Origin of the sequence: Streptomyces sp. NPDC058751 (genome assembly GCF_042746485.1) — a bacterium.
In the GTDB taxonomy this organism is placed as follows: domain Bacteria; phylum Actinomycetota; class Actinomycetes; order Streptomycetales; family Streptomycetaceae; genus Streptomyces.
The window spans coordinates 1-18,125 of the sequence record NZ_JBHYPZ010000013.1; the positions used below are offsets into that span (position 1 = coordinate 1).

Below are 18,125 nucleotides of genomic sequence, written 5' to 3' on the forward strand. Positions count from 1 at the left end.
GAACATGTTCGCCGTGTCGATACCGAAGTCCGACACCTTCTGCGCGTTCGTCGACAGCGCCACGAAATGCTTCGCGACCGCTTCCTGGCCGGCCTTCAGACCCGACAGCAGCCACTCGCGCGCGGAGGTCGCGTTGGTGATCGTCTCGATCGTGGTGAACGTCTTGGAGGCGATCACGAACAGCGTCTCCGCCGGGTCCAGGTCACGCACCGCCTCGTGCAGGTCCGCGCCGTCCACGTTCGAGACGAACCGCACCGTCAGCGAACGGTCGGTGAACGGCCGCAGCACCTCATAGGCCATCGCCGGACCCAGGTCCGAGCCGCCGATACCGACGTTGACGACGTTCCTGATGCGCCTGCCGGTGTGTCCGGTCCACTCACCCGAACGCACCCGCCCGGCGAAGTCCGCCATCCTGTCCAGGACCGCGTGCACACCCGGCACCACGTTCTGCCCGTCGACCTCGACGACCGCCTCCCGCGGCGCCCGCAACGCGGTGTGCAGCACCGCCCGGTCCTCGGTCGTGTTGATCTTCTCGCCCCGGAACATCGCGTCCCGCAGCCCGAACACGTCCGTGGCGACGGCCAGCTCGCGCAGCAGCCGGAGCGTCTCGTCGGTGATCAGGTGCTTGGAGTAGTCGATGTGCAGATCGCCGACCTGGAGCGAGTAGCCGGAGCCGCGTCCGGGGTCGGCCGCGAACAGGTCGCGCAGATGGGCGCCGACGAGCTCCTCGCGGTGCTTGGCCAGGGCGGTCCACTCGGGTGTCTGGTTGAGCCTGGTACGGCCTTCTGCGTTCATCTCGGACTTCCGCCTTCTTTCCTGCCTGTGCGCTTGCGTACCTTGCCCCACTGCCGGTCCCAACCTAATTGATCAGGGCTGGACACGAGCTGTCGTAGCGCGTCCACCGGCTCGACAACAGATACGTCCGGCCGACCCGCAGGTGTCAGCGGGATGACGGCGAAAGGGGGCGGGAACGGGGAACGCCTCGCCGGGCGGGGCCGGGACCCCTCGCAACACCGGGCCGGGCGCCGGTACGAGCGCCGGCGCGGACGCCCCCGTACGAATCCGGCCCGCGCTACTGCATCGGCGTGACCCGGCCACCGCTCCGCCCGCCCCGCGGCGCGGCGGAGGAGCCGACGGAACGGCCCCCGCCGCACGGGCATCCGGGCATCCGGGCATCCGGGCATCCGGGCATCCGGGCATCCGGGCATCCGGGCATCCGGGCATCCGGGCATCCGGGCATCCGGGCACAGCGAAGCACGCGACGGACCGGCACCGGGCGGGACACTGCCGCCGCATCGCCGTGAAACGGTTCCGGCCAGACACCCGTGGGTGCCCGGCCGGCTCTCAACTCCTAGATCTCGCCCCGCAGTTTGGCGAGCGCCTCGGCGAGGATCGCCTCGCCGTCCGCGTCGCTGCGCCGCTCCCGCACGTACGCGAGGTGCGTCTTGTAGGGCTCGGTGCGCGGCGGGTCCGGCGGGTTGTCCCGGTCCTGTCCGGCGGGGAATCCGCAGCGCGGACAGTCCCATGTGTCGGGAACCTGCGCGTCGCTGGCGAAGCTGGGCTGCGTCTCGTGCCCGTTGGAGCACCAGAAGGAGATGCGCAGCCGCGGCGCGGACTCGCCGCGCTCGGCCTCGCCCATCGGCCCCGCCCCGACCCGGCTTCCTCGGATCGCGTTGCCACTTGCCACGGTGTAACTCCCTGCGTGATGGTGCCGCGAAGCGAGTCGGCGTGTCGCTTCGTTGCGGGCGCCTCAGTCTACGTAAGGCCCAACGCGCGTCCAGTGATTGGAGTTACATCCCCACCCCTAGACGCAAGCCCCATGATAGGCGGCGCCTGGAGGCGCGTACCGGACATGGGGCCTTACGTGCGGAATGTGCTTGCGCGATGTGCAGTTGTACCGTCGTACCGATGTCGATCGGCGATCAGTTGTCGATCTTCATCAGGACACCGAGCACGACGATGCACGCGAACCAGAGCAGACCGACCATCAGGGTGATGCGGTCGAGGTTGCGCTCGGCGACCGAGGAGCCGCCGACGGACGACTGCATGCCGCCACCGAACATGTCGGAGAGGCCGCCGCCCTTCCCCTTGTGCATCAGCACCAGCAGCATCAGCAGCAGGCTGAAGACGATCAGGGCGATCGAGAACCCCAAAACCACGGCTGGACCAACTTCCTCGGAACTGGATGGACGACGGGGGTCCGGTGCGAGCGCACCAGACCCCCGCAAGGGTACGACGAATCGCCGCTACCGCATACTTACTGGTCGCGGAACCGGACGATCTTGACGAACTCGTCGGCGTCGAGAGAAGCGCCGCCGACCAGAGCGCCGTCGATGTCCGGCTTCGCCATGATCTCGGCGACGTTCCCGGACTTCACCGAGCCGCCGTACTGGATGCGGACCTTGTCGGCCAGCTCCTGGGAGTACAGCTCGGCCAGCTTGGCGCGGATCGCGGCGCAGACCTCCTGGGCGTCGTCGGCGCCGCAGACCTTGCCGGTGCCGATGGCCCACACGGGCTCGTAGGCGATCACGACGGACTCGGCCTGCTCGGCGGGGAGGTCCTTCAGACCGCCCTCGACCTGGGCGAGGGTGTGGGAGACGTGGTTGCCCGCCTCGCGGACGTCCAGCTCCTCGCCCACGCACAGGATCGGGGTCAGGCCGTGCTTGTAGGCGGCCTTGACCTTGGCGTTCACGACGTCGTCGGTCTCGTTGTGGTACTGGCGGCGCTCGGAGTGGCCGACGGCCACGTACGTGCACTTCAGCTTCGCCAGCATCAGGCCGGAGATCTCGCCGGTGTAGGCTCCGGAGTCCTGCGCGGAGAGGTCCTGGGCCCCGTACTTGATCTTGAGCTTGTCGCCGTCGACCAGGGTCTGTACGGAGCGCAGGTCGGTGAAGGGCGGCAGGACGGCGACCTCGCAGGCGTCGTAGTCCTTGTCGGCCAGGGCGAAGGCGAGCTTCTGGACGTGCGCGATGGCCTCGAGGTGGTTGAGGTTCATCTTCCAGTTGCCCGCCATCAGCGGCGTGCGCGTGCTCATCTAGGTCAGTCCTCCAGTGCGGCGAGGCCGGGGAGCGTCTTGCCCTCGAGGTATTCGAGGGAGGCGCCGCCACCGGTCGAGATGTGGCCGAATGCGTTCTCGTCGAAGCCGAGGGTGCGCACCGCGGCGGCGGAGTCCCCGCCGCCGACGACGCTGAAGCCCTTGGAGTCGACCAGGGCCTGGGCGACCGCCTTGGTGCCCTCGGCGTAGTCGGGGTGCTCGAAGACGCCCATGGGACCGTTCCAGAACACGGTCTCGGCGTCGGCGAGCTTGGCTGCGTACAGGGCACCGGTCTTCGGGCCGACGTCCAGGCCCATCTGCCCCTCGGGCATCGCGTGCGCCTCGACGGCGGTGTGCTCGGTGGACGCCTTGGTCTTCAGGTCCGGGAAGGCGGGGGCGACCACGACGTCGACCGGGAGGAGCAGCTCGACGCCCTGCTTCTCGGCGCGCTCCATGTACTCGGTGACGGCCGGGATCTGGTCCTCCTGGAGGAGGGAGCTGCCGACCTCGTAGCCCTTGGCCTTGAGGAAGGTGAAGGCCATGCCGCCGCCGATCAGGATGCGGTCGGCCTTGCCGAGCAGCTGGTCGATGACGGCGAGCTTGTCGGAGACCTTGGAGCCGCCGAGCGCGACGACGTAGGGCCGCTTGACGTCCTCGGTGAGCTTCTTCAGGACGCCGACCTCGGTGGCGATGAGGTAGCCGGCGTAGTGCGGCAGCCGGGCCGGGAGGTCGTACACGGAGGCGTGCTTGCGGTGCACGGCACCGAAGCCGTCACCCACGTAGACGTCCGCCAGGGCGGCGAGCCGGTCGGCGAACTCGCCGCGCTCGGTGTCGTCCTTGGACGTCTCGCCCGCGTTGAAGCGCAGGTTCTCGACGACCGCCACCTGGCCGGGCTCCAGGCCGTCCACCGCTTCGTGGGCGGCGGGGCCGACGGTGTCCTGCGCGAACGCGACCGGCGCGCCGAGCAGTTCACCGAGCCGCTCGGCGGCGGGCAGCAGCGAGAACGCCGGGTCCGGGGCGCCCTTGGGGCGGCCCAGGTGCGAGGCGACGATGACCTTGGCGCCCGCCGCGGCCAGCGCCCTGACGGTGGGCAGGACGGCGCGGATGCGGCCGTCGTCGGTGATGAGGCCGCCCGCGAGCGGCACGTTGAGGTCGGCGCGGACGAAAACCCGCTTGCCGGTCACGCCTTCGGCGAGAAGCTCGTCGATCGTCTTCATTGAGGTACTCCTGGGGGAAGGCTCTTCAGATCCGCGAGGGATGGCCGATCAGGGCTGATCGGTCCCTACGTGGCGCAGGGCCCGGGCAGCGCGGCGTCGCGCTGCCCGAGCCCTGGCTCACATCGAGGTGCCCGCTCTGGGGATCAGAGCTGGTCGCCGACGAAGACCGTGAGGTCGACGAGGCGGTTGGAGTAGCCCCACTCGTTGTCGTACCAGCCGAGGATCTTCACCGTGCTGCCTTCCTGGACCATGGTCAGGGAAGAGTCGAAGACGCAGGAGGACGGGTCGCTGACGATGTCCGAGGAGACGATCGGGTCCTCGGTGTACGACAGGAAGCCCTTGAGCGGGCCGTCCTCGGAGGCCTTCTTGAACGCGGCGTTGACCTCGTCCTTGGTGACCTCGCGCTGGAGGGTGACGACCAGGTCGGTGGCCGAGCCGGTCGGGACCGGGACGCGCATGGCGATGCCGTCCAGCTTGCCCTTGAGCTGCGGGAGGACCAGGGCGGTGGCCTTCGCGGCACCCGTCGTGGTCGGGATGATGTTCTCGGCGGCGGCACGGGCGCGGCGCAGGTCCTTGTGCGGGAAGTCCAGGATGCGCTGGTCGTTCGTGTACGCGTGGACCGTCGTCATCAGGCCCTTGACGATGCCGAAGTTCTCGTCGAGGACCTTGGCCAGCGGCGCCACACAGTTGGTGGTGCAGGAGGCGTTGGAGATGATGTTGTGGTTCGCCGGGTCGTACTTGTCCTGGTTGACACCCATCACGATGGTGATGTCCTCGTCCTTGGCCGGAGCCGAGATGAGGACCTTCTTGGCGCCGCCGGCGAGGTGCTTCTCGGCGTCGGCCTTCCCCGTGAAGATGCCGGTCGACTCGATGACGATGTCGACGCCCAGCTCGCCCCACGGGATGTCGGCGGGGTTGCGCTCGGACAGGACCTTGATCGTGTGTCCGTCGACGGTGATCGTGTCGGCGGTGTGCGACACCTCGGCCTTGAGGCGGCCGAGGATGGTGTCGTACTTGAGCAGGTGGGCGGTGGTCGCGGTGTCACCCAGGTCGTTGACAGCCACGATCTCGATGTCTGCACCCTGCTCCAGCAGCGCGCGGAAGTAGTTACGACCGATGCGGCCAAAGCCGTTGATGCCTACGCGGATCGTCACGAACCGATCTCCTCGTTAGGTACGCCGACTCAAGTGTCGGCGAGTTGTATGGGATGTCCCCGACCGCCTCCGACCCTACCTCTCCCAAGGCCCCGGAGTGACATCGAGCACGGCCATACACGGCAGGACGATCCGTACCCGCCAGTAGGGGTACGGATCGCCCGTGCAGGTCGTGCTGTCGTCACGGAGGGTCAGTCGTCCAGTGCCGAGAGCGCCTTCCCGATGAGGGCGGCGCGGTCGGCCGCCGCGCCCACGTGCTCCAGGCCGAAGCCCAGCAGCACGGTGTCGTCCGTGGTGACCGCCCCGTACGTCCTGAAGAGTTCCCCGGTGCGCGCCCAGTTCTTCAGGACGGCCGGGCTGCCGGCGGGCGGAACGGTGACGCTCCAGGGGCCGAAGGAGGTCTCGAAGCCCTCCGTCCCGGTGTCGGTGCCGCCGACCACGAGGGAGGCGTTGTCGACGAGGAGGCCGTGGCCTCCCGAGCCCGGGTCGCTGATGTAGCTGAACGAGACCTCGATCGACTTGCCCGCGTACGCGCTCAGGTCGAAGGCGACCGGCTGCCAGCCGCTGGAGGCGCCGGTCAGGCTGTTCCACCGGCCGCTGGAGCCCGTGGCGGTGCAGCCGTCCGCGCTCACGGTCAGGTAGTGCCTGATCCAGGGGTGTTCCCTGGCGTAGAAGCCGGCCTCGCACTCGGCCGGGACGGCGGTCGAGCTGGCGCCGCCGGCCTCGGGGAGCGTGGTCCAGTCGTCGGCCCCGGTCGTGTGGACCTCGACGACGGCGTGGTCGTAGCCGGGCTCGGTGTCCCACAGCATCTGGGAGCGCAGCGTCGGCTTGTCCGCGGCGGTGACCGCGGTGAGGTCGACGGTGCGGGTCAGCCGCTTGTAGGCGTCGTCGGTGTGCACCGCGGCGGCCATGTACGAGCCCTCGTACGGCCCGTACGGGTTGACGGTCCCGCTGAACCCTCCCGCTCCCGCGCTGGAGGCGAACTGCGGGTACTGCGCCGCGGAGAGCGAGTCCGAGGTGACGCCGTAGGTGCCGGCCGCGTTCAGCGGGTTGCCGGGCGCGTCGCCGAGCGCTCCGGTGGCGCCGTCGAGCTCGCCGGAGCCGGTGAAGCCCTTGGCGCCGGTCGTGGACGTACGGGAGTAGGCGCCCAGGTAGTACTGGCTGAAGTCGTTCGAGAGGGCGCCGCCTCCGAGGTCGACGCTGCCGCCGGCGAGTTCGCCGGCCTCGACCAGCTTGCCGCCCTCGTTGAGGTAGGCCCGCAGCTGGAGCTGGGTGGCGTTGCCGGGCCGCGGGGCGCCGGTGTAGTGGACGACCGTGCCGAAGTGGCCGAGCACACCGAGCGCGTCGGGCGCGCCCTGGGTGGCGACGTCCCAGACCAGGGCCTTCTCTCCGGCGGCCTTCAGCGCGTCGGTGTAGGTCCCCGCCTGCGTGGCGGCCGCGCCCTCCTCGGCGACCACGAGCACGTCGGCCCGCGGCCGCTCGGCCACGGTGTACGTGAAGCGAGTGCTGGAGGTGGGCTTTCCGCTCCTGGTCTCGCCGGTGAACCAGACCTCGACCTTGTCGCCCGGGTCGCCGTCCCCGACCTTGGCGCGGTACTCGTCGAAGTAGAGGTTGTCCGTGCCGCCGTAGGTCTCGCCGCCCCGCCAGGGCCTGAGCCTCGCGTCGTGCGTACGGCCGCCGTTGACGCGGTACTTGAGCTCCTTGTCACGTACGGACTTGCGGACGACGACGGAGACCTCCTGGTCGGCACCGCGGGAGTACGACGTCGTGAAGGCGGCCGGGGTGAAGTCGGCCGCTTCGAGGCCCACCGAGGAGGAGGGACGGTCCGGGTGCGCCGCGGACTCGGCGACGGAGAGCGCGAACGGGACGTTCTTCTCGAATTCCTGCTCGATCAGCTTCTCGTCGTCCGGGAAGGTGAAGACCGAGGCGCAGTCCGCCGCCTTCCAGGCGTCGTCCGGGTAGAGGTCCGACACGGTCTGGCAGGTCGACATCTCGGGGGTGAACATCGCCGTGCCGTTGACGTTGCCCGCGTGGCCGTCCGCCTCGCCGTTGGTGGTGTAGAGCTCCGAGGAGACCTGCGGGTGGTAGCCCGGGATCGCGGAGTTCTCCGGGGTTCCGGCGAGCGCCTCGTAGAGCACGTCGTCCGGCGTCGGCGTCGCCACCTGCCAGCCCACCCCGTAGAGCAGCAGTTCGGCGGCGGAGTGGTAGTTGATCCCGTACGTGAAGCCGACGCGCTTCTCGAAGGCGTCGATCGCCCTGGTCTCGGGCTCGGACCCGGGACTCGCGCCGCGGTAGGTCTCACTGGTGGGGTTGGGCGACGATCCCTCGTCGTCGTAGCCCCACTTGTACGCGAAGTTGCGGTTGAGGTCGACGCCGTCGCCGGTGGAGACGGCGCCGTCACCGTTCACGTCCCGCAGGTTCTTGCGCCACTGGCGGGTGTCGGCGCCCTTGAAGGTGTAGTCGTAGCCGTCGGGGTTGGCCGACAGGACGAACCACAGCTCGGTGGAGTCGACGATCTTCCTGACGCGCCGGTCCGTGGAGTAGTTGTCCAGGTAGTAGTGCATCAGCCGCCGCGTCATCTCGGGCGTGATCCACTCGCGCGCGTGCTGGTTGGACATGTACAGCACCGCCGGCTTGGAGCCGTCCTTGGTCTTCTTCGCGCCCTTGGTCAGTTTCAGCGCGAGGATGTCCTGGCCGTTCACGGTCTTGCCGATGGAGACGACCTTGGTCAGGCCGGGGTTCTGCCGCCCCGTCCCGACGATCTCCTCCTGGAGGTTGCCCTTCCCGCTGTACGGGCGGAACACCCCCTGGGCGGCGTCCGCCACCCGGTCCTCCGCCCTGGCGGAGAGCGTGTGCTCGGTGAGGTCGACACCCTGCTTCTCGAGCTTCTCGGCCTGCCGGTCGGTGACGTAGACCTCGACCGTGCTCCTGCCGTTCTTCCAGGTCGCGTCGCCCAGCTCGTGACTGTCCTGGCCGGCCGCGAGCAGCAGGGGTACCTGCTGCTTCGTGACCTCCGCGCGGAACACCTTCACGGCGTTCGCGTCGGGCTCGGGTGAACCGCCCTCCTGCGCCCGGGCGACCGGTGCCACGGCCGCACCGCCCAGCAGGAGCGCGCCGGTAGCGAGGATCGCACTCGCTCTTCGTCTCATGAGTCCCCCTTGCACTGGTCCGCCACAGCAGCGAACGGATGCCAGGCTCATGACACTTCAAGGTCAAGTCAAGGGCGCCTCGCGGTCCGGCGGAAGCCGGTGCCGATCTCCCAAGCGGGTTACGGCACCGGCACGGTGAGCCTCCGTCAGATGTCCCCGCACGTCTTCCACGCGCCCCGCGGGTCCGGGTCAGCCCGCGAGGTTGTCCGCCATCTCCTCGGACAGACTCGACTCCGTCCCCGGGATGCCGAGGTCCTGCGCCCGCTTGTCGGCCATCGCCAGCAGCCGGCGGATACGGCCCGCGACGGCGTCCTTGGTCAGCGGCGGGTCGGCGAGCGCTCCCAGCTCCTCCAGGGACGCCTGCTTGTGCTCCATGCGCAGCCGCCCGGCGGCGGCCAGGTGCTCCGGCACGTCGTCCGCGAGAATCTCCAGGGCGCGCTGGACGCGGGCCCCGGCGGCGACGGCGGCGCGCGCGGAACGGCGCAGGTTGGCGTCGTCGAAGTTGGCGAGCCGGTTCGCCGTGGCGCGGACCTCGCGGCGCATCCGCCGCTCCTCCCAGGCCAGCACCGACTCGTGCGCGCCGAGGCGGGTCAGCAGCGCGCCGATCGCGTCGCCGTCACGGACGACCACCCGGTCCACACCGCGCACCTCGCGGGCCTTCGCCGCGATCGAGAGCCGGCGGGCGGCGCCGACCAGAGCGAGCGCGGCCTCCGGCCCCGGGCAGGTCACTTCGAGGGACGAGGAACGGCCGGGCTCGGTGAGCGAGCCGTGGGCCAGGAAGGCCCCGCGCCAGGCCGCCTCGGCGTCACAGGTGGCCCCCGAGACCACCTGCGGCGGCAGTCCGCGGATCGGGCGTCCCCGCCCGTCCACGAGTCCGGTCTGCCGGGCGAGCTGGTCCCCGCCCGCAACGACGCGCACCACATAGCGCGAACCGCGGCGCAGCCCGCCGGGCGCCATCACGATCAGTTCGGAACTGTGGCCGAAGATCTCCAGAATGTCCCGCTTGAGGCGGCGCGCCGCCATCGCGGTGTCCAGCTCCGCCTCGATCACGATCCGGCCGCTCACCAGGTGAAGGCCGCCCGCGAACCGCAGCACGGCGGAGACCTCCGCCTTCCTGCAGCAGGTCCGGGTGACGGGGAGCCGGGAGATCTCGTCCTTCACCGCTGCCGTCATCGCCATGGGCCGATCCTTCCATGCATCCGAAAAATACGGTCGTACGCGGCGGCCAACAGCTCCGGATCGTGCCGCGGAGATCCGTCGGTCCTGGCCACCGGCGCCAGCTCGACCGCGGCACCGAAGCGCTTGGCGGCGTCGGCGAGAGATTCGCGGTCGGGCACGGCAGCCTCGTCGGCCAGCACCACGTCCAGGGCGAGTTTAGGGGCGTGTCGTCCCAAAACCTCCAAATGACGCTGCGGGGAGAAGCCTTCGGTTTCTCCGGGCTGCGGTGCGAGGTTCAGGGAGAGTACCCGGCGCGCCCTGGTCCGGCTCAAGGCGTCCAGGAGTTCGGGCACCAGAAGGTGCGGAATGACCGACGAGAACCAGGAGCCGGGGCCGAGGACCACCCAGTCCGCGTCGAGGACCGCGGCCACGGCCTCGGGCACGGCGGGCGGATCGTGCGGTACGACGTGCACGGACTGGACCTCACCGGGGGTGAGCGCCACGTTCGCCTGGCCCCGGACGGTGCCGACCTCGTCGGGCCGGTCCACGTCGTGTCCCTTGACCAGGGCTTGGAGCTCCAGGGGCACGGCGGACATGGGCAGCACCCGGCCGTGCGCGCCGAGCAGCTTGCCGACCAGGTCGAGCGCCTGGACGTGGTCGCCGAGCTGCTCCCACAGGGCGACGATCAGCAGATTGCCGACCGCGTGTTCGTGCAGGTCGCCCTTGGACTGGAAGCGGTGCTGGATGACGCGGGCCCAGGTCTGGCCCCAGTCGTCGTCGCCGCACAGCGCCGCCAGCGCCTTGCGCAGGTCACCGGGCGGCAGGACGCCCAGCTCGTCGCGCAGCCGGCCGCTGGAGCCGCCGTCGTCGGCCACGGTGACGACGGCGGTGAGGTCGCCGGTGATCCGGCGCAGCGCGGCGAGCGAGGCTGACAGCCCCATGCCGCCGCCGAGGGCGACGACCTTGGGCTGTGCGCCGCGGCGGCGCGGCTTGGCGCCGCGCGCCGCGGCCGGCCGGTCGGCCCGGTCCCCGGGGGTCTCCCGGCGCAGCCGGCTCAGCCGCAGGGTGGTGCGTCCGGTCACTCTCGCCCCATGTCACGGTGGACGAGCACGGTCTCCACGCCCTGGGAGGCGAGGCGGGCGGCGAGCTTCTCGGCGGTCGCCACCGAGCGGTGCTTGCCGCCGGTGCAGCCGACCGCGATGGTCACGTAGCGCTTGCCCTCGCGCCGGTATCCGGCGGCGATGAGCTGGAGCAGCTCGGCGTAGCGGTCGAGGAACTCCTTGGCGCCGGGCTGGTTGAAGACGTAGGCGGAGACCTCTTCGTTCAGACCGGTGAAGGGGCGCAGCTCGGGGACCCAGTGCGGGTTGGGCAGGAAGCGCATGTCCACGACCAGGTCGGCGTCGACCGGGAGGCCGTACTTGAAGCCGAAGGACATGACGGTGGCCCGCAGCTCGGGCTCCTCCTCGCCCGCGAACTGGGCGTCCATCTTGGCGCGCAGCTCGTGCACGTTCAGGCTGGAGGTGTCGATGACCAGGTCGGCGTCACCGCGCAGCTCGCGCAGCAGTTCGCGCTCGGCGCCGATGCCGTCCACGATGCGGCCGTCGCCCTGGAGGGGGTGCGGCCGGCGCACCGACTCGAAGCGGCGCACCAGGGCCTCGTCGGAGGACTCCAGGAAGACGATCCGCCGGGTGACGTTGCGGGACTCCAGGTCGGCGAGGGACTCGCGGAGGTTGTCGAAGAAGCGCCGGCCGCGCACGTCGACGACGACGGCGATGCGTGCCACGTTGCCCTGGGAGCGGGCGCCGAGCTCCACCATGGTGGGGATCAGGGCGGGCGGCAGGTTGTCGACGACGAACCAGCCGAGGTCCTCCAGACACTTGGCGGCCGTGGACCGGCCGGCTCCGGACATGCCGGAGATGATCACCAGCTCTGGGATGACGGCGTCCGGATTGCCCGCCCCTGCCGTCTCGATGCCCGTACCCACCTGTGCTCCGTCTTCCCGTGGTGCCTCACGCTTCGCGTGATCATCGCTCACTTCGCTGTGTGCTTCCCGGCCCTGTGCCGGACGTTCCTCTTCGCGCGCGTCGTTCTCGGTCATGTCTCCTGCCCCCGTCGCTCGTCCGAGGCGCCCGCGGTCACGGGCTCCTCCGCGGGGCCCGCCGTCGTCCCGGGCGCCGCGTCTTCGTCGTCTTCCATGATCTCTCCGGTGGCCGTGTTCACGGCGGGTGCCGCGGGAGCCGCCTGGGCGAGGGCCGCGGCGATGGTCTCCGCCGTCTTGCGCCCCACGCCGGGGACCTCGCAGATCTGGTCGATCGTCGCGGACCGGAGCCTCTTCACGGAGCCGAAGTGCTTGATCAGTGCCTGCCTGCGGGACTCGCCCAGGCCCGGCACGTCGTCCAGCGGGCCCGACCTGAAGCGTTTGGCCCGCTTGACGCGCTGGTAGGTGATCGCGAAGCGGTGGGCCTCGTCCCGGACCCGCTGGAGCAGGTACAGACCCTCGCTGCTGCGCGGCAGGACCACGGGGTCGTCCTCGTCGGGCAGCCACACCTCCTCCAGGCGCTTGGCGAGCCCGCAGACGGCGATGTCGTCGATGCCGAGCTCGTCGAGGGCCCGCCGGGCGGCGGCCACCTGGGGCCGGCCGCCGTCGACGACGACGAGCTGCGGGGGGTAGGCGAAGCGCTTGGGCCGGCCGTCGTCCCCCTGGGGGGTGTTCCCCGCGAGGGGGGCCTCGTCGGCCGGAGTCTCCGCGGCTTCCGGCGCGGCGTCCCCGCCGTCCGTCCACTCCCCCGTCCTCTCCTTCTCGGCGAGGTGGCGCCGGAAGCGGCGGGTGATCACCTCGTGCATGGAGCGGACGTCGTCCTGGCCGGCGAAGCCCTTGATCTGGAAGCGCCGGTACTCGCCCTTGCGCTGGAGCCCGTCCTCGAAGACGACCATCGAGGCCACCACGTCGTCGCCCTGGAGGTGCGAGATGTCGTAGCACTCGATCCGCAGCGGCGCGCTGTCCAGGCCGAGCGCCTCGGCGATCTCCTCCAGCGCGCGCGAGCGCGTGGTCAGGTCGGAGGCACGCCTGGTCTTGTGCAGGGCGAGCGCCTGGAGGGCGTTGCGCTGCACGGTCTCCATGAGCGCCTTCTTGTCGCCGCGCTGCGGTATGCGCAGCGACACGTTCGACCCGCGGCGGGCGGCGAGCCACTCCTGGACGGGTTCCACCGGCTCGGGCAGCGCCGGGACGAGCACCTCCTTGGGGACGGAGTCGCCCGTCTCCTCGCCGTAGAGCTGCTGGAGCGCGTGTTCGACGAGGTCACCGGTGGTGACCGCCTCCACCTTGTCCGTGACCCAGCCGCGCTGGCCGCGCACGCGTCCGCCGCGCACGTGGAAGATCTGTACCGCGGCTTCCAGCTCGTCCTCGGCGACGGCCATGAGGTCGGCGTCGGTCGCGTCCGCGAGGACGACCGCGCTCTTCTCCATGGCCTTCTTCAACGCCTCGATGTCGTCGCGCAGCCGGGCCGCCCGCTCGTACTCCATCTCCTCGGCGGCTTCCGCCATCTGCTGTTCCTGCCGGCGGATGTACGTCCCCGTACGGCCCGCCATGAAGTCGCAGAACTCCTCGGCCAGCCCGCGGTGCTCCTCGGGAGTGATCCGGCCGACACAGGGGGCGGAGCACTTGCCGATGTAGCCGAGGAGGCAGGGCCGGCCGGTGCGGGAGGCGTTCTTGAAGACGCCGGCGGAGCAGGTGCGGACCGGGAACACGCGCAGCAGCAGGTCGACGGTGTCGCGGATGGCCCACGCGTGCCCGTAGGGGCCGAAGTAGCGCACGCCCTTCTTCTTGGCGCCGCGCATCACCTGGACGCGCGGGAACTCCTCGTTCATCGTCACGGCGAGGTGGGGGTAGCTCTTGTCGTCGCGGTACTTGACGTTGAACCGGGGGTCGTACTCCTTGATCCAGGAGTACTCCAGCTGGAGGGCCTCGACCTCCGTGGACACGACCGTCCACTCCACCGACGCGGCCGTGGTGACCATCGTGCGGGTGCGCGGGTGCAGGTTCGCCAGGTCCTGGAAGTAGCTCGCCAGGCGCTGACGCAGGCTCTTCGCCTTTCCGACGTAGATCACCCGGCGGTGCTCGTCGCGGAATTTGTACACCCCTGGGGAGTCCGGGATCTGTCCCGGCTTGGGGCGGTAGCTGGAGGGGTCGGCCATGTCACACACCCTACTGGCGCGGGCCGACAGCGCGGCCGGCTCCCGGCATGCCTGTGGAAACCTCGCGGAGCCGGTCGCGGGCCGGGGCTGTCGTCCGGATCATGCGGCGGGACGCGGGGCCCGCACGGGACGCGGAGCCCGCGCAGGACGCCGGGCCCGCACGGGACGTGCCGTTTCCGGCCACCCTCGTCAGGCCGTGCGCGGCTCCCGGGTGAGGGCCGGATAGGGACGCAGCGCGTCCGGGGGGCTGCGGTGAGCCATGTTGGGCATCAGGTGTTGTCGGGACCTGGTCAACACGCTTCAATGCGGGGGAACTCGGGGCGTGAACGGCGAAACCCGCGCGTGTACAGCCCCCGCGCGCCCACCGGGCGGCGCCGATGAACCGCTCTCACGGCCTGACCAGCCGTGCTGAACATCCACAGAAAGGCCCCTGCATGCGGACCGGCACACAGCACGCGGACGTCGCAACGGCAGAACTGGAAACGGCCCTGCGGGGCGGCCCCTTCCATGTCGCACTGCGCGCAGCGATCACCGCCCGCGGGCTGCCGCTGCAGCGCGTACAGCACCATCTCTCGCGGTACGGCGTGAGAGTCGGCGTGACGAGCCTGAGTTACTGGCAGCAGGGCGCCCGGCGGCCCCAGCGCCCCGAGTCCCTGCGGGCGGTCCGCGCCCTGGAGGAGATACTCCACCTGCCCGACGAGTCCCTGATCAGGCTGCTGGCCGAGGCCGAGGAGCGCTCGGATCCGGAGCGTCCCGCGGGGCGTTCCTACCGTTCCCTCGTGGAGGCCTCGGGCGCCCTGGAACGGCTGCTGGCCGAACTGGAGTCCCCGCTCGACGGAGGTCTGCACACTCTCGGCCACCACGAACGGGTGCGCATAGGCTCCCGTCGCGAACTGCTGAGCCGCGAGTCCCAGCACATAGTGCGCGCACACAAGGACGGCGTGGACCGCTATGTGGCCATCCATCACGGCGACCCCGGCTGCGCACCGGACCGGACGACGGTCCGGGCCCTGGAGAACTGCCGGACGGGACGGGTGCGCTGGCACCGCGACACCGGCGTGCTCGTCGCCGAACTGCTCTTCGACACCCGGCTGCGGGCGGGGGACACGTTCCTCTTCCGCTACGCCTTCGAGGACGGCACGGCCGGGGCGTCCAGCGAGTACGTCCGCGGGTTCGGCTTCGCGGGCGGGCAGTACGCGCTCCAGGTGCACTTCGCCGAGAACGCGCTGCCCGTGCGCTGCCACCGCTTCACCCAGCACTCGGCCGCCGCTCCCCGCAGCGGGCGCCAGGAACTGCCGCTGAGCGGTCGGCACCGCTCGGTGCACCTGGTCGAGCCGCGCGTGCGGTCGGGGATCCTCGGGATCGGCTGGGACTGGGAGTGACCGCCCGCCCCGGGTGCGGTCCCCGGCCGGGGACCGCACCCGGGGTTCAGGCGGCCGGTCCCGCGACGATGTCGCCGTTCTTCTCCTCGACGGACAGCTCCGGAAGCGGCACGGTGGCCGGCGCCCGCAGCACCTTGCCGGTCCCGGCGTCGAACTCGCTGCCGTGGCACGGGCACACGAGGGTCGTGCCCCGCAGCTCGTTGATGGCGCATCCGGCGTGGGTGCAGACCGAGCTGAACGCCTTGAGCGAACCGTCCTCGGCGCGGCTGACCACGACGTTGTGCTCCAGGTACAGCTCGGCACCGCCCTTGGACACCTCGCTCCCCGCGCCGAGGACGACGGGAGCGGTCGGTGTGGCGGGGGTCCCGCCGCCGCTGCCGCCGGAGCACGCGGCGAGACCGAGCCCGGCGACCGGGGTGAGCGCCGCTCCTCGCAGGACGGTACGACGGCTCGCGGACGGACGGCCGGACATGGCATCTCCACTGGTCGAGAGCGCCGCCGGACACTCCACCGGCGGCGAGGGGCTGAACGCGGCGAGGACACCGCACACCGACGATACCGGCGCCGATCGTTCCGCCCGTCGCGGGGCGGGTCGGTGCATCCCTGGGCGTAAGCGCTTGCGCAAGCGTTTACGCCGACCGCCGACGGGATACGCTCACCCGCGACCGGACACCCGGGCGCGGGCCGGACCGCCCGTGCGCGTTCTTCACGGACCGGCGGGTGCCGGTGGCCCGGGAAGGGAGCGGCATGGCGACGATGGCCGACGTGGCCCGGCGGGCGGGCGTGTCCGTCGCGACCGTCTCGCACGTCCTCAACGCCACCCGTCCGGTGCTGCCCGGGACCCGCCAGGCCGTCCTCGACGCGATCGAGGAGCTGGGATACACGCCCAACGCCCTCGCCCGTTCGCTCGTCACCTCCCGTACCCGGTCCATCGGACTCGCGGTGCCCATGAGCGGCGACCCCTGCTTCACCGAGATCCTCCAGGGCGTCGAGGCCCGTGCCCTGGAGCACGGCTACGGCCTGCTGGTCGCCGACCCGCGCGACGACCCCGGGCACGAGCGGAAAGCCGTCCGGCTGCTGCACGAGCGGCGGGTGGACGGAGTGATCATCGCGCCGTCGACGGCTCCGGACGCGCTCCTCGGCTACCTCGGGCGGCACGACGTACCCACCGTCCTCCTGGACCGGGTCGTGGACGCTCCCGCCGGAAGCGGCTTCCGCCACGACCAGGTCTGCGTCGAGAACACCGCCCCCACGGCGAGCCTGGTGGCCCATCTCGCCGAGCTGGGCCACCGGCGTATCGGGCTGGTCTCGGGTCCGCCCGGAACCAGCACCACGGCGGAGCGGATCACCGGCTACCGGCACGGCCTGGCGCGGGCCGGACTCCCCTACGACGAACGGCTCGTGGCGCACGGCGACTCCCGGGCGGAGGCGGCCGAGGAGGCCACCCACCGGCTGCTGTCGCTCGGAGCGCCGCCGGGCGCGCTCGTCACCGCCGGCGGCGCCATGACCGTGGGCGCGCTGCGGGCCCTGGGCGACCGGGGTCTGTCCGTGCCCGGCGACCTGGCGCTGTGCTGCTTCGACGACTTCCCCTGGGCGGATCTGTTCGCACCGAGGCTCACCGTGGCCGCCCGGCCGGGCAAGGAGATCGGGGCCACCGCCGTCCGGCTGCTCCTGGAGCGGCTGGCGTCCCCGCGACTGGAGAGCCGTACCGTCCGGCTTCCCTCCGCCTTCGTCCACCGCACCTCGTGCGGCTGCCCCGCGGGCGCCGAAGCCCCCCTGGACCGGGATACCGAGGAAAGGACCCAGTCGTGATCGTCGTCGCCGGTGAGGCCCTGATCGATCTGGTGCCGCAGGGCGCCGGGGCGCTGGCGGGACTCCTGCCCCGCCTGGGCGGTGGCCCCTACAACACGGCGGTGGCGCTCGGCCGCCTCGGCTCTCCCACGGCCTTCTGCTCCCGCGTCTCCCGCGACGCGTTCGGCGAGGCCCTGCTGGAGGGGCTGGTGGACGCGGGCGTCGACGTGTCGTCCGTACAGCGCGGCGGTGAACCGACGACGCTGGCCGTCGCCACGATCGGGACGGACGGCTCGGCCGCGTACTCCTTCTACGTCGAGGGCACGGCGGACCGTCTCTTCGCCGCCCCGGACCGTCTCCCCCACGGGACGGGGGCGGTGTCCTTCGGGACCTGTTCGCTCGTCCTGGAGCCGGGCGCGAGCGCGTACGAGGAGCTGTTGCGGGCCGCAGCCGCGCAGGGCGTCTTCACGGTGCTCGACCCGAACATCCGCGCCGGTCTGATCCCCGACCCGGACGCCTACCGTGCCCGGTTCACGAGCTGGCTGCCGTCGGTGTCCCTGCTCAAACTGTCCGAGGAGGACGCCCGGTGGCTCGGCGGAACCCCGCGCGACTGGCTGGCCGCCGGGCCCTCGGCGGTGGTGATCACCCGGGGCGGCGACGGTCTCACCGCGTTCACCCGGGACGGCGCGGTGCACTCCGTGCCGGGGGAGAAGGTGGACGTGGTGGACACCATCGGTGCCGGCGACACCGTCAACGCGGCCCTGCTGCACGGCCTGGCCGCCCGGGACGCCCTGTCTCCTGCCGCACTGGCGGAACTGGGTCCCCGGGGCTGGACCGGGCTCCTGCGGTTCGCGGCCCGCGCGGCGGCCGTCACCTGTTCCCGCGCCGGAGCGGAACCGCCGTACGCCCGCGAACTCGGTGACCTGTAACGACGCAGGGCAGTCGGGCAGTCGGGCAGTCGGGCAGTCGGGCAGCGAATGTGCCAACGGGCGGCGCCCCGCGGGGAGTTCCCGTGGGGCGCCGCCCGTCGACATGGCAGGACCGGC

Annotated in this window: 14 protein-coding genes and 1 pseudogene; 3 read left to right on the plus strand and 12 right to left on the minus strand. The window is 71.3% G+C overall.

The window, feature by feature from the left end; translation table 11 throughout:
• From ACFW6B_RS14510 to uvrC, 11 genes and pseudogenes are all read right to left on the minus strand, one after another.
• A pseudogene (locus ACFW6B_RS14510) lies at window positions 1-795 on the minus strand (glucose-6-phosphate isomerase); the annotation flags it as partial.
• Window positions 796-1,351: 556 nt separating this feature from the next.
• A complete protein-coding gene (locus tag ACFW6B_RS14515) occupies window positions 1,352-1,639 on the minus strand; it encodes an RNA polymerase-binding protein RbpA (RefSeq protein ID WP_004002138.1) in 288 nt (95 codons plus the stop codon).
• A 283-nt stretch (window positions 1,640-1,922) separates the two neighbouring features.
• Entirely contained in the window at window positions 1,923-2,153 is a 231-nt protein-coding gene (gene secG, locus ACFW6B_RS14520; RefSeq protein WP_386595958.1) for a preprotein translocase subunit SecG, read from the minus strand.
• A 104-nt stretch (window positions 2,154-2,257) separates the two neighbouring features.
• Complete coding sequence (gene tpiA, locus ACFW6B_RS14525) at window positions 2,258-3,034, minus strand: triose-phosphate isomerase (protein WP_386595686.1); 777 nt, start codon at window positions 3,032-3,034, stop codon at window positions 2,258-2,260.
• Window positions 3,035-3,039: 5 nt separating this feature from the next.
• Window positions 3,040-4,251: a phosphoglycerate kinase gene (locus ACFW6B_RS14530; protein ID WP_386595688.1), complete on the minus strand. Its 1,212-nt coding sequence runs from the start codon at window positions 4,249-4,251 to the stop codon at window positions 3,040-3,042.
• A gap of 143 nt (window positions 4,252-4,394) precedes the next feature.
• On the minus strand, window positions 4,395-5,405 hold the full coding sequence (gap, locus tag ACFW6B_RS14535) for a type I glyceraldehyde-3-phosphate dehydrogenase (RefSeq protein ID WP_386595691.1): 1,011 nt from the start codon (window positions 5,403-5,405) through the stop codon (window positions 4,395-4,397).
• Window positions 5,406-5,596: 191 nt separating this feature from the next.
• Window positions 5,597-8,554 (minus strand): M14 family zinc carboxypeptidase, encoded by a 2,958-nt coding sequence (locus ACFW6B_RS14540; protein WP_386595693.1) that lies wholly within the window; start codon window positions 8,552-8,554, stop codon window positions 5,597-5,599.
• Between the two features lie 189 nt (window positions 8,555-8,743).
• On the minus strand, window positions 8,744-9,733 hold the full coding sequence (whiA, locus tag ACFW6B_RS14545) for a DNA-binding protein WhiA (protein WP_326788453.1): 990 nt from the start codon (window positions 9,731-9,733) through the stop codon (window positions 8,744-8,746).
• Window positions 9,724-10,794, minus strand: a complete 1,071-nt coding sequence (gene yvcK, locus ACFW6B_RS14550; protein ID WP_386595696.1) for a uridine diphosphate-N-acetylglucosamine-binding protein YvcK — start codon at window positions 10,792-10,794, stop codon at window positions 9,724-9,726. Before yvcK ends, whiA begins: the two co-directional genes overlap by 10 nt.
• Complete coding sequence (gene rapZ / locus ACFW6B_RS14555; RefSeq protein WP_386595698.1) at window positions 10,791-11,810, minus strand: RNase adapter RapZ; 1,020 nt, start codon at window positions 11,808-11,810, stop codon at window positions 10,791-10,793. The genes yvcK and rapZ overlap by 4 nt, the downstream gene beginning before the upstream one ends.
• Window positions 11,807-13,906, minus strand: coding sequence for an excinuclease ABC subunit UvrC (gene uvrC / locus ACFW6B_RS14560; protein ID WP_386595700.1), 2,100 nt, complete (start codon window positions 13,904-13,906; stop codon window positions 11,807-11,809). Before uvrC ends, rapZ begins: the two co-directional genes overlap by 4 nt.
• Window positions 13,907-14,340: 434 nt before the next feature.
• Here uvrC and ACFW6B_RS14565 point away from each other — a divergent pair, with 434 nt between their 5' ends.
• Entirely contained in the window at window positions 14,341-15,288 is a 948-nt protein-coding gene (locus ACFW6B_RS14565) for a hypothetical protein (protein WP_386595702.1), read from the plus strand.
• Between the two features lie 46 nt (window positions 15,289-15,334).
• Here ACFW6B_RS14565 and ACFW6B_RS14570 read toward each other — a convergent pair whose 3' ends face one another.
• Complete coding sequence (locus ACFW6B_RS14570) at window positions 15,335-15,760, minus strand: Rieske (2Fe-2S) protein (protein ID WP_386595703.1); 426 nt, start codon at window positions 15,758-15,760, stop codon at window positions 15,335-15,337.
• Window positions 15,761-16,035: 275 nt separating this feature from the next.
• On the opposite strand from ACFW6B_RS14570, the gene ACFW6B_RS14575 reads away from it, so the two are divergent.
• Together ACFW6B_RS14575 and ACFW6B_RS14580 are read left to right on the plus strand one after the other, a co-directional pair.
• The gene (locus tag ACFW6B_RS14575; RefSeq protein ID WP_386595705.1) at window positions 16,036-17,100 is read left to right on the plus strand and encodes a LacI family DNA-binding transcriptional regulator; all 1,065 of its coding nucleotides are present in this window, start codon (window positions 16,036-16,038) and stop codon (window positions 17,098-17,100) included.
• Entirely contained in the window at window positions 17,097-18,008 is a 912-nt protein-coding gene (locus ACFW6B_RS14580; protein WP_386595706.1) for a carbohydrate kinase, read from the plus strand. Before ACFW6B_RS14575 ends, ACFW6B_RS14580 begins: the two co-directional genes overlap by 4 nt.
• Window positions 18,009-18,125 lie beyond the last annotated feature (117 nt).